The sequence below is a fragment of the Aureliella helgolandensis genome (genome assembly GCF_007752135.1).
GTDB lineage: Bacteria > Planctomycetota > Planctomycetia > Pirellulales > Pirellulaceae > Aureliella > Aureliella helgolandensis.
Genome location: NZ_CP036298.1, coordinates 4,518,350 through 4,530,605, shown reverse-complemented (window position 1 = coordinate 4,530,605; position 12,256 = coordinate 4,518,350). Strand labels below are relative to the sequence as shown.

General features: G+C 55.4%; 8 protein-coding genes. 6 read left to right on the top strand and 2 right to left on the bottom strand.

Annotation, left to right across the window (positions count from 1 at the left end):
* The first annotated feature begins 46 nt into the window (after positions 1–46).
* From Q31a_RS15985 to Q31a_RS15970, 4 genes are all read left to right on the top strand, one after another.
* Complete coding sequence (locus Q31a_RS15985) at positions 47–1,015, top strand: GDSL-type esterase/lipase family protein (RefSeq protein WP_145079868.1); 969 nt, start codon at positions 47–49, stop codon at positions 1,013–1,015.
* Positions 1,016–1,122: 107 nt separating this feature from the next.
* The gene (locus Q31a_RS15980) at positions 1,123–1,401 is read left to right on the top strand and encodes a hypothetical protein (protein WP_145076898.1); all 279 of its coding nucleotides are present in this window, start codon (positions 1,123–1,125) and stop codon (positions 1,399–1,401) included.
* A gap of 22 nt (positions 1,402–1,423) precedes the next feature.
* Positions 1,424–2,599, top strand: coding sequence for a UPF0236 family transposase-like protein (locus tag Q31a_RS15975; protein ID WP_145076896.1), 1,176 nt, complete (start codon positions 1,424–1,426; stop codon positions 2,597–2,599).
* Between the two features lie 127 nt (positions 2,600–2,726).
* Positions 2,727–3,098, top strand: a complete 372-nt coding sequence (locus Q31a_RS15970; protein ID WP_197355319.1) for a DUF721 domain-containing protein — start codon at positions 2,727–2,729, stop codon at positions 3,096–3,098.
* A gap of 43 nt (positions 3,099–3,141) precedes the next feature.
* Here Q31a_RS15970 and Q31a_RS15965 read toward each other — a convergent pair whose 3' ends face one another.
* A complete protein-coding gene (locus tag Q31a_RS15965; RefSeq protein WP_197355318.1) occupies positions 3,142–4,614 on the bottom strand; it encodes a thioredoxin family protein in 1,473 nt (490 codons plus the stop codon).
* Positions 4,615–5,489: 875 nt separating this feature from the next.
* Here Q31a_RS15965 and rho point away from each other — a divergent pair.
* Both rho and Q31a_RS15955 read left to right on the top strand, forming a co-directional pair.
* Positions 5,490–6,878 (top strand): transcription termination factor Rho, encoded by a 1,389-nt coding sequence (rho, locus tag Q31a_RS15960; RefSeq protein ID WP_145079859.1) that lies wholly within the window; start codon positions 5,490–5,492, stop codon positions 6,876–6,878.
* Between the two features lie 314 nt (positions 6,879–7,192).
* The gene (locus Q31a_RS15955; RefSeq protein ID WP_145079856.1) at positions 7,193–10,885 is read left to right on the top strand and encodes an efflux RND transporter permease subunit; all 3,693 of its coding nucleotides are present in this window, start codon (positions 7,193–7,195) and stop codon (positions 10,883–10,885) included.
* A 16-nt stretch (positions 10,886–10,901) separates the two neighbouring features.
* On the opposite strand, the gene hisS is transcribed toward Q31a_RS15955, so the two are convergent.
* On the bottom strand, positions 10,902–12,251 hold the full coding sequence (gene hisS / locus Q31a_RS15950) for a histidine--tRNA ligase (RefSeq protein WP_261342661.1): 1,350 nt from the start codon (positions 12,249–12,251) through the stop codon (positions 10,902–10,904).
* Positions 12,252–12,256: the final 5 nt, after the last annotated feature.

Genomic DNA, 12,256 nt, shown 5'->3' with positions numbered 1-12,256 from the left:
TCGAAGCTCCATCTCCTGCGCGACTACCTCACCCCAACTACGGAAAATGATGATGCCACATCGGTTGTCCCACCTTGCTGCGGGCCTGTTGTCCGTGACTTTTGCACTCCTTCTGATCCAGCAGCCGGCTGTGGTGGCCGGTGAGTGGGATGAGCTTACCAAGGAGTCGCCTTGGGTGTTTCTGGGGGATTCCAACACTTACGCTGGCGGTTATGTGGCGGCGATTGACGCGGCCGTGCAAGGCGATGCGAGTTTGGCGCGGAAGCCCTTTATCGTAAACCTGGGAATGCCAAGCGAAACCGCTTCTGGGCTTTCGGAGCCCGATCATCCATTCCCGCGTCCCTGCATCCATGAGCGTGTCGACAGTGTGTTGGATGTTGTGAAACCGAGCGTGGTGTTCATCTGTTATGGCATGAATGATGGCATCTATGCACCGCTGAGTGAGGAGCGAATGCAGGCGTATCGGCAGGGGATGCTGCGGTTGGCTGAGAAGATTCGCAAGCAAGGAGCGAAATTGATCTGTTTGACACCGCCACTCTTTGAGGTGGCACCCGTCGCGAAGCAGGGCAAGCTGGGCCCGACAGCCGAAGGGAACTACGCCTGGTTTGCTCCGTTCGAAAACTATGACGAGGTGTTGGCCGAACAAGCGAAATGGTGCTTGAAAAACGAAATTGAAGCAGATCAGGTCATCGACCTGCGGACCGCCCTGCTCGAATACAAACAACGGCTGCAGCAGACCGATTCCGACTTCGCCTTTTCGGGCGATGGCGTCCACTTTGGCACGGAGGCACACGATTGGCTGGCGCGCACGATTCTTAAGGAACTAGGGGCCCCCGAGGCAGTTCAGCAGCACCAGCTGACCGAGACATCTCGAAATAGGACGATGAAGAGAATGCACCTGCTGCGCGATGCCTACATCGAAGCTACTGGGAAGAATCGCCCTGGGCTACCAGAAGGGTTGTCGATCCCCGAGGCGACGCAAAAGGCAGACGTGCTGCTCGAATCGCCGCGTTAACGCCATGCTACCCCGATTGTGTCTGACAAATACCTATGGCGCGAAAGATGGGCAGGGGGCATAATATAGGGTGTTCCTTTTTCCCCGTTTAGTGAGGAGTGAATGCCATGGGAAGTTCGAAAGTGGATCGCGAAGGTTTGAAAGCTACGCTGCAAGCCGAATTCGAAGCGACGCTCAATGCGGTAGTTGATTCGATTGATAACGCTCGCGATGGTGCTTGGATCGAAGACAGCGAAGGACTCAGTCGTCAGGCTTTGGATCGTTTCCGGCAACAGGTCTATGAGGCAGCCTTACAAGCGAAGATTAATGCGGTGGAAGCCGCTTTTTCCCCCTCCGAAGAGCGCGACGGGAGTTCGAGCACGGAACAAGGGACGCCAACTACGTAGCCTCTTGACTGAGAACGGCCGTGTGCAACTAAAGCGTGTTCGGTGGGCAGTTCAAGACGAAACCAGCAGCACACCGATCGATGCCTTGCTGGATGAAGCAGAGAAAAGCTTCACGTGCGGGATACGTGAGATGCTTTGTCGTTTGAATCAAAGTTCCTCCAGCTTTGTAAAGACTGCGGCCAATATCGCTCGTTTATCATCGATCGACATTAGCGGCGAAAGCGTACGGCAATTGGTCGAGTACGAAGGTCGCAAGGTAACCAACCAGCTAACGCGAGGGGGCATTGATATTGGCTGGTCGTCGGCAGACTGCACGTTGGAAAATGTTCCCCAGAAGTCGTCGGCCAGTTCATCAGCCGCATCTGGCGCAGTGAATGATCAACAAAAACCAACCCCAACTCGGGTTTATGTCGGCTGCGACGGAGTGAAGGTACCGGTCGTTACTCAAGCCGAGAAGACTAAGCGTCGCACTACGATCAAACTGAAACGTCGACGTAGTGGAAAGAAATGTCGGCCGTTGCCAGCAGCTCGAGCAGGTTCGGATCAACAGTACAAGGAAGCAAGAATCGTAGTTGCTTACAACGAATCTCAGACGCTCCGGCTTGTGATAGCTACCCGCGGTGATTGCGAAGTCACTGGGCGCTTGATGCGAAGTATGGCGACGACCATCAAACTAGATGAAGCGACTGAGTCCATTGCAAATATCGATGGCGCTCCATGGATACGCAACCAATTGGAGTTTCACAACATTGTGGATAAAATCAACTTGGATTACTACCACATGAAAGACAACGCACAAAAGGCGCGTCGCGAGATGTTCGGCGAGGATGAATCGGGAGCCACATGGTTAACGGCATTGACCAACATCCTGATGGAACAGGGAGTCGACGCACTGCTGAGTGAGCTGCTTACTCAGAAACTCACGTGCTCAGGTCGACGCCTTCAAGCCTTGGAGCAATTGATCGGATATATTTCGGAGCGTCGTGAAATCATTCGTTATCGCGAACTTCGCGCTCGCGGCATTCAGATCGGCAGTGGTCCGACCGAGGCCCAATGCAAAACTACCACACAACGGGTCAAAGGCCGAGGTCGCCGGTGGGATTTCGCCAATGCCGAGTGCATGATGAACCTCGCTGCACTCGAAGCGAGTAACCTCTGGGACAATTACTGGGGAAATCATGCAAAAAATGCTGCCTAAAAGTTGTCCAGAAACTTTGGTCAGACACCCCCGATTCCGGTGGGGGCGTGAGGCTGTTGCATACGCTACAATTCAGCTGGTAGTATCGCCGCCGCCAATCGGCTTCTTCTTTAAGCAGAACCAATCTATGGATAACCACGATGATGGGCCGTTGACGCCCGAGCAGGAAGCTTGGACACTGGCGCAGATCAAGCAGCGGCGAAGCCGGCTGGAGGCCAAGCCGATCGGTTCGGTGGTACGACGCTTGATGACTAAATCTGGCTATGGTCAAACCCAGGCCACTTCGGAGATGCAGAAGCATTGGGCCGCCGCTGTTGGACCGGTGTTAGCCGAGCGATCGCGACCGGGCAATCTTTCACGTGGTGTGTTGCTGGTGTATGTCAGCGACAGTGGGACGATGCAAGAGTTGTACTTCTGCAAGCGAAAGATCATCGCCTCGCTTCAAACCGCAATGCCTAGTATTCAACTCAAAGATATTCGCACTCGCGTTACCAGCTGAGCAGGAGTCTTCCCCCTGCTCTGCACGCGTGTGTGGCGTGCGCCTATTTCCCCTCGGCTTTGGCCATTACCGTTTTGAGGGCGCGGGTATTGTTTTCGAAATTGGCGTGATAGGCCTGCTTCGATTGCTCTGAGGTGAAGAGGAACAGTTCGTCGCTGACCTGCTCGTGAAGATTGAATTGAATGCTGCCTGGCACCAATTTCCCCTCGCTCAGAAAGATCATCGGGTCGAAGCCGGAGAGGACGGGACTGGAGTTGTCGGGTGCTTGCAGGAATTGGGCGCGAGCTGCCTCGCTGCTTAGCCAGTAGACTTGGCCACGATGCTTAACAGCGAGTTCTGCTTTTCCGGCAATCCAATTGCCATTGCTCTTGGCTTCCACCGGGCAATAGCCCTCGAAGGCTGGTGGTGTGTTTGGTGTGTTTGGTGTGTTTGGTGTGTTTGGTGTGCGCGGCTCGCTGGCGGCCTGCGCTTGCCGACGCGGTTGGAACGCTACCGTTTGAGCCGGTAGTTGTTGGCTTCCCATTTGCGGGACGCTTGCCTGCGCAGCTGGTGCGGCTGCAGGTTGTGGGTAGTAGGGATTGCTCACCATTTGCGAATCAGCGGCGTTGGCGTGAACGCCGAATTGTGAGGCGCGGTTCGGTGCGGTCTGCGCGTTGGGAGACTGGTTCGGCATGCCTTGGAATTGAGTCACCAATTGCTGGGAGTTCGCAGGCCCCGTTCGAATGTGGCTTCCGCCTGGTTGCGTTGACGGAGCGAGCGAGTGCCCCGGCTGCCCGAGTGTTGGCGCAGGCGAAGTCTGCGCCATGTGATTAGCCATGGACTGCGAGCCGGTGATGGCTGGCACCTGATTGGCGACGTTGATCGGGCCGGCCGTGACTCCGCTGTTGGGACTCAAACCCGCCTGCAATTGCTGTGACATTTGCTGCTGGGGCGCGTTGTAGAACCCTGGAGTGGTCGGACTCGCCGATCCATTGGGGCCCATGCGATTGGCACCCAGTGGTGCGGTGGAGGATTGGAATGCCGGCGATTGCTGTGCAGCCAACTGGGATTCGGTCACGGGCGCATTGGATTGCTGACGCGCGACCAGCATCGTATTGCGATCGCGGTTCATTTCGGCGACGCTTTGAAGGACGCCTAGGTAGCCGTTGAGATCCTGCTTGCAGACGCCTTGGTACAGGACTTCACCATCGCCGCTGACGAACACATCGGTTGGCCAGCTGTGGACGCCGAACTTGGCTGCGGACTCGCGATCGACCGAGGCATTGATGCGGACACAGATGAAATACTTATTGAGCGTTTCGATCAACTCGGGACGGGTGAAAACGCGTTCTTCGAGTGTCCGGCAGGGGAGGCAGTTGTCGCCGTAAAAGTGGATGACTAGGGGGACCTTATATTTTTCAGCAGCTTGGCGAGCTGAAGGGAGATCGGGCGACCAGCGAATTGTATCGGCGGCAAAGGCAGTCCCACATGCGAAGGCAATGGCCAGCCAAAGAGTGTTGGCAATCCAGTTTTTCACGTCACAATCCTTCGATCTGGGGTGGTTGGTGTCGACAGTCGCGAGCCAAGCGGAGTTGACTTGCGCGGGACACGAGCCGGTTTGATACAGCACCGTTCCTTACCTAGTTCGGTTGTAGGGCTTGCAACGCTTGATAGGGATAGGCCTGTTTTGACGAAAAATTGATGAAATCGATGCTATCATTGCCGGTTTGTCTTGACAGCTCGCGTTGGATAGATAATATTTCATAGCAAATCAATCACAGGAATCTTCAGCGGAGACGCTGCACGGGGCACATCGATTGAGCCCTGCTCTGGTTTATTTCTTTGGACCAGAGTCCCATGTCAGCGCTTAACGCAATTGGAAATGGCGGCTAGGAATTGGCTGCTCAGCCTGCGATAAAAAAGGAAGTCGATCGCAGATTTACGACCGAAAGGTCCATTTTCGAACCAGTTCGTGGGACCTTTTGCCCGTTGGCATAGGTTTGCATGGTTGAAGCCTCCTAAGTTTCATTCTGTCGTTGTTCTTACCGTGCATTTTTGAACGGTGGCTCGTAGTTCATTGCGAGGACCGCCAGCGCCTAGTTGGGCGCATGCTTCGAAATTGCTTGAATGTCAGATCATCTTCCTAAGGATTTTGAAGATTCTGGATTCGTAGTTCAATCAGGTTTCCCTTAATCAGTTTCTACATGGAGCAAGTGCACCCGAGGAAAGGGTGCAAGCGACTCCGTTGGCACGAACATAGTCTCATTGGCGGTGTTCACCGTTCCGGCGTTGGTCAAATTGTTCCTCTATCAAGGCCTGTTGTTAAGTCATTCACGAGTGTCTAGCGATTCGATTGCGGATTGCGCTCAGCGGACGTCTTAGCGACTCATCTTAAAATGCTGGATCTACTGCATGCCCAAGAAAAAGAGGTTTCGCCCACGCTCCTCTGGTGGTTCGTCAGGCTATAACGGCGGATCATCCGGTCAGTCATCGAACTCCCAAGGAGGCGGCCCACGCGGCGGCGGTCAAGGCGGTGGTGGTGGCGGACAAGGTGGCCAAGGCGGTGGCGGCAGACGCCCATCTTCATCCCGCCGTCGTCGAAATACCGGTAATAACAATAGCAACGAGTCTTATCCGGAGCCTCAGGTCGACGAAAACGGCGACATTCCATTGCTGGAATTTGTCGGTCTGTTGGAGATGCATCCCAATGGCTACGGCTTTCTGCGGAACTCCGACAGCAACTATTCACGCGAGCGCTCCGACCCATTCGTGCCGGGGACAATGATTGAGAAGTTCGGTTTGCGGCAAGGCGTGATGGTCAAGGCCATGATGCAGCAGGCCCGCCGACAACAGGGGCCGCGGGTTCGAGAAATCCTCGATGTCGATGGAATGAAGCCCGAAGAATACATCAATGTCAGAAACTTTGATGATGACAAGGCGCTGACGCCTATCAATCCCGACCAGTGGTTGCAGTTAGAAACTGGCCCAGAGCCGCTTACCAATCGAATCATCGATTTGCTGGCACCGATGGGCAAGGGACAGCGTGCGCTGATCGTGGCTCCACCACGCAGCGGTAAAACCATCATGCTGCAGCATATCAGCCGAGGGATTGCTGAGAATCATCCCGATGTAACCCTCATCGTCCTGTTGATCGATGAACGGCCCGAAGAGGTCACCGACATGCGGCGGAGCGTTACCAATGGTGAGGTGATTGCCAGCAGTCTTGACATGGATGTCGACTCCCACGTTCGGATCAGCCAATTGGTTATTGATCGCTGCAAGCGGTTGGCAGAGATGGGCAAAGATGTCTTCCTACTGATGGACTCCATCACCCGCTTGGCCCGTGCTTTCAATAAGTGGGTTGGAAACGCTGGCCCGACCATGAGTGGCGGTGTGAATATCAAAGCAATGGATATTCCCAAAAAGCTGTTTGCCACCGCTCGGGCCTTTGCGGAAGGCGGATCGTTGACCGTGATTGGTACGGCTCTGGTCGATACCGGAAGCCGCATGGACGACTTGATTTTTCAAGAGTTCAAGGGCACGGGAAATATGGAGCTGGTGCTTGACCGTCGCTTAGCAGATCGTCGCGTTTGGCCAGCTATTGATATCACGCAGTCTGGTACGCGTCGCGAAGAACTGTTGCACGACGAAGTGACATTGAATGCGGTGACCATGCTAAGGCGGACGCTCAACACAATGCATCCGGTTGAAGCTATGGAACAGCTGACCAAACAGCTAGGGCGTTTCAAGTCGAATCGCGAATTTATTCAGTTGATCACTGCTTCCAAAGTCTTGGACTGACGTGCAATAGCAGCATTCGAGAGAATCGGCCTATTGAGTGCAATCAGAAAATCTTTGCTGATTGATGCGAGTCTCAACTGCCGATCGAAACAGTGGATGGTATCGACCAACATTGCGTGGACAAGTGCCGCGCACTTGCTAGCTTGGATGGAACCTGCACCCGCGAGGATTTCTCAGCCTTGGAGACCGTTGGTCTTGGTTGGGAGAGCCGGCGAGTCGTTGGGGGCCATCTGGGGTTGGTCGTTGCTTAGCACCTCTTGATGGGCAATACCTGCCGCATCCAACCAATCAACGCGTAACGACGGTTCAGTAGAATGAAAGACGGTTTCTATTCGAAGAAATCTGCATTCGGTTTGCCCAATGCCCTCATTCTTCTAATGTTGATCTTCTTCTTCGTGCCGTTCGGTGCGCGTGGCGCCCGCATGGCGCTGCAGAAGACCGAGAACAATGTTAAAGACTGGCTCCCGTCGGATTTTCGGGAGACGGAAGAACTCGCCTGGTTTGCGAAGCGATTTGTGAGCGAGCAGTTCGTCGTCGCCACCTGGGAAGGTTGCCAGGAGGGCGATCAGCGATTGAAGTTGTTTGAGAGCAAGCTGCGGAACGAGCAAGCCCTCAGCGAGGAGACGGATCGCGACAGCGATCTATTTCGCGCTCGTCAAATCGGCCACGATTACGCGCTCTTCCTGGGCAACAATGTTGCTCAGGATTGGGGCGGGAAGAATGAAAAGTGGTTGATCGATGAGAATGGGAAATCCTACTTCATCACTCCCAATGGTCGCCTCTACCGTTGGGATGGTAGTGCCAATATCGTCGGTGCGACATGGCGTTCCTTAGCGCGAGCCATCGGTAGTTTTAGTCTCGAAGGGCAATTCGTTGCCGCCTTTGGAAATCCTGGTACCGACGAGGAGCCCAACCCGTTTTGGGCCGATCCACGCCTGCTCACCGCGCCTCTGTTCAAGACGATTGAAACAGGTCCGCAAGTCGTCGAGCAATTGGCCGGTAAGGACGGCTCGCTTTATACCGCGTCTCAACCAGTCGCGGGGCAGCGCGATGCAATCTCACGCCTTACGGGCACTCTGTTTGGGCCTGTGGTGCCGACCGGCTTCGGTTGGAAAAGCGAAGACATTGTTAATGTACTCAGCGAAAAGAAACTGGCCGAACTGCCCGAGGGATGGGAATCGGTTTGGAATTTGGTCGTTCAGTACGAAGTGGATGAAAAATACGACGGCGATTTAGAGGCCTTCCGCGCCGCCGATCCCGTGAATCAAGAAACGGTGTGGTATCAGTTTTTCGACACCGTCGGCGTGAGCGAACCACCCCGCCAGACCTGTGTGGTGCTAACACTTACCGACCCTGCTCGTCGCAATTTGGCGCACGTAGTGGGACGCGGGATGCTTGGTAAACCGCGTGGACGTCTGTTCGAAATCGGCGAAGAGTGTGGTATATCGGCTCCGCTCGAACCCTCGACGGCTCCTCCGCCCTTTTCTTGGATTGCTGCCAATCAGCCCGTCGTAGAGCCTGCCATGCACATTGGCGGACCTCCTGTCGATAATGTGGCGATCGATGAAGAGGGAACCATCACTCTGGTGCGCCTCATCGGTTACTCGCTCGCACTCGGACTGGGATTGTCCTATCTGCTATTGCGGTCGATGCGACTGATGATGATGGTCTTCTTTGTCGGTGGCGTGAGCGCCATGGCCAGCCTGAGTTTGGTGTGGTGGTGCAACGCGTCGATCGATGCAATTTTGCTGACGATGCCATCCTTGGTGTACGTGTTGGGAATGGCTGGTGCCATCCACATTGTCAACTACTACCGCGACGCGGTAGCGGAACATGGTGAGGAGGGCGCGCCTGAGCGCGCAATTGCGCATGCGGTGATGCCTTGTTCGTTGGCCGCGGTGACGACGGCCATCGGTCTGCTCTCACTCTGCTCAAGCAACATCCTGCCTATTCGCAAGTTTGGGATCTTCTCGGCGATGGGGGTGATTGCGACCCTCGTCCTGCTGTATTTGTATCTCCCCTCTGCCCTGACGATCTTCCCTCCCAAGAAGCCTCGCAGTGATTCCGCCGCCAGTGGCACGAACAAGGCAATCCTACGTTTCTGGGAAGGCATGGGAGGATTCATCCTCCGCAATCACTGGTGGGTTAATGCTGCGTGCATCACTGCCTTTATCTTGATCGGGGCGGGCCTGTTCCGCATCAAGACCAGCGTACAGCTGCTCAAGTTGTTCGATTCCCAATCCCAAATCATTAAGGACTACGGTTGGCTGGAGGAGAACTTCGGTCGGCTGGTCCCCATGGAATTGGTGGTTCGGTTTCCCGAGTCCCTGCAGCGGCAGGCGGAAGCCGACAGCTCGTTCACGAACGAGGACCGCAAGTTGGCTCGCGCTCAGCTGAGTCTGCTCGAGCGGGCCGAAGCGGTAGCTCGTATCCAAACCGTTCTGCAGAATCAATTTGGCTACGAGGGAGAGGACATTGTTGGTCGCGGTATGTCGGCGACGACTTTCTTGCCCACCATGCCCGACCCCTCCAAGGGGTTTTCAGCCAATCGTACTGCCGTGGATCGCATGTTGCAGAAATCACGCGACAAGCTGTTGGAGTCCGATTACCTAGATATTGAAGACACCGAGGGTGCCGAAGGTACGGAGTTGTGGCGGATTAGCTTGCGGTTGGGGGCTTTGAACGACGTGGACTATGGACAATTTGTGTCCTCGCTACGATCCGTCGTTGAACCGGTGGTTGCCAGTTATCGCTGTCGGCATTCGGTGATCGAGTCCATTACCGATCATCGCACCCAGAGTGACGACCGGCTTGTTGGACAAGTTTTGGTGTTGGGAGGCGCTGCGCCGACCGCAAACATTGAAGCGTTAACCGATTTGGCGCACTCGGGGCATTCGGAACTCGATATTCGACGGCAGATCTTTGCGGCCTCACTGAAAGCCTGCTTGACGAACGAAACCATTGGATCTCTACGCTGGCATGATCCGGATGCGGCAACAGCCGAGCCTCGCAGCCAAGAGTGGTGGGCCGAGCGGCTCGCCAAGTTCGATTGCATTGTGTTGATGAAATCGCATCCAACCTACGATCTTGACTTCATCAAACAATACGTTCCCAATGTGGTGGACGCAGAATCGATGTTGGCCGCGATCAATCCCGCTACGCTTTACTCACAACAGCCGATTAGCAAGCCCGTGGCACTCACCACGTACGATGGAGAGATGGACGTGGTGTATACCGGAGTCGTGCCCGTCGTCTACAAGGCTCAGCGCACTCTTTTGATCAGCTTGATTGAAAGTGTGACCTGGGCATTCGTGCTGATCGCCTTTGTCATGGCTTGTCTGCTCTCGCCTGCCCGCACGATCTACCAAGCCTTCAAGCCAGTCAACTTGTTGCAAGCGATTGGGGCTGGTGCCGTTTCCATGATCCCCAATGTATTCCCCGTGGTGGTGGTATTTGGCATCATGGGACATCAAGGCACGCTCGTGGACATCGGATCGATGATGACCGCCAGCGTCGCGATGGGGGTGGCTGTAGACGATACGATTCACTTTCTGACTTGGTTCCGCGATGGACTTAGAAAGGGGCTAGATCGTAGAGACGCCCTGTTTGTGGCTTATAAGCATGTCGCGCCAGCTATGACGCAAACAACCATCATTGGTGGTTTGGGATTGAGTGTCTTTGCTCTGAGTACTTTCACACCGACCCAGCGGTTCGGCACACTGATGCTCTCCTTGTTGGGGGCTGCCCTCGTGGGTGACTTGATCTTCTTGCCAGCCCTGCTGGCAAGTCCGTTGGGACGAATTTTCACGGTGCGTCCCGACAAGAAGGCCAAGACCAACAAGAGCGATCCGACCGACAGCACTACGCCAAGTTCAGAATCGACTCCGTCTTCGGCAGTCGCTCAGCAGTCTGAAGTACTGGGTGGAAACAACCCGCTCTCTCGACATGGAGTTCATCCGCCGCATATGTTGCGGCGAGATCCCTCTCAGGTAAGACGCCGCATCTAGTTGAGAGCTTAACGGTTCAAGTAACGGCCCGGATGCCGGTCAGGTCACGCAGTGCGGTGAGGAGGTCTTCGGGGGATTCACGCCATGCAATTTCTTGGCTGGTCTTGTTGGCTAAGTCTTTAACCTGGACAAGCCCCGCATCCAACTCGCGGCTGCCGGCGATGATGGCAACTTGGAAGCCTCGCGAATCGGCGTACTTGAGCTGTGCTGCCAATTTCTTGGGGTCCGGGAAGAGCTCGACGCCTATTCCGGCCGAGCGAATGAGCTTGGCGAGCAACAGGTAGTCATTGAGGCGTTCTTTGTCGAAGTACGCAATCAGCACGGGAGCTGGCGTGCGGACCGGCTGGATCATCTTGAGGGTTTCCATGGCGGCCAACAGCCGATCCAGGCCCAGCGATGCTCCGATACCAGGCAAGTGTTGTTTGGTATACAAGTCCGCCAAATTGTCGTAGCGTCCGCCAGAGCAGATGCTGCCAATGCTGGGCAGGTCTCCCAGCATGGTTTCGAAGATCACGCCGGTGTAGTAATCGAGTCCACGTGCTACTGCGACGTCGAGTTGGTAACGCTCGCTAGGGACCCCCGAGTGCTCTAAGGCTTGTGTGATCTGTCGCAGTCGTTCGATACCGAGTTCTCCGGTCTCGTTGCCTCGGACCAATTCTTCGATGGACGTCAGAATCTGCGCGGTGCTGCCCTGAACTTCGGCGAGCTTGAGCACTTGGTTGGCTTGTTCGGCGGAGATTTCAGCGACGGCTTGCATTTCAGTGCATACTGCATCGCGGCCAATTTTGTCGAGCTTGTCCAACGATCGCAGCACCGGCACGGTCTTGTCCGAGAGTTCTAGCTTCTGCAGGAGTCCACTCAAAACTTGGCGGTTGTTGATCTTAATCTTAAAGTTCGCAATGCCTATCTCCAGCAGCAGCTCGTGAATGACGAGCGCCGTTTCGATGTCGGCGACGACCGATTCCGTCCCAATGGTGTCGAAATCGCACTGGACAAACTCGCGAAAACGCCCTGCTTGTGGGCTTTCGCCACGCCATACGGGGGCGATGTGGTAGCGTTTGAAGGGCGTGCCCAAGGTGTGGATGTGTTGCGCTGCAAAGCGGGCAAGGGGCACGGTCAGATCAAAACGCATTCCCACCTCCCGGCCTCCGTGATCTTGGAAGCGGTACATCTGGCGGTCGGTTTCTTCGCTCCCCTTGCCGGTTAGGATCTCCAAGTACTCGAGCACCGGCGTATCGATAGGACTGAAGCCGTACCGCCGGTAGACGCGGCGTGCGGTCTCCATGATTTGCTCACGTGGCATCATGGTCTCTGGCAGGAAGTCGCGGAAGCCCTTAAGGGTGCGGGGTTGAATGCGTCGGCTCACGGTCG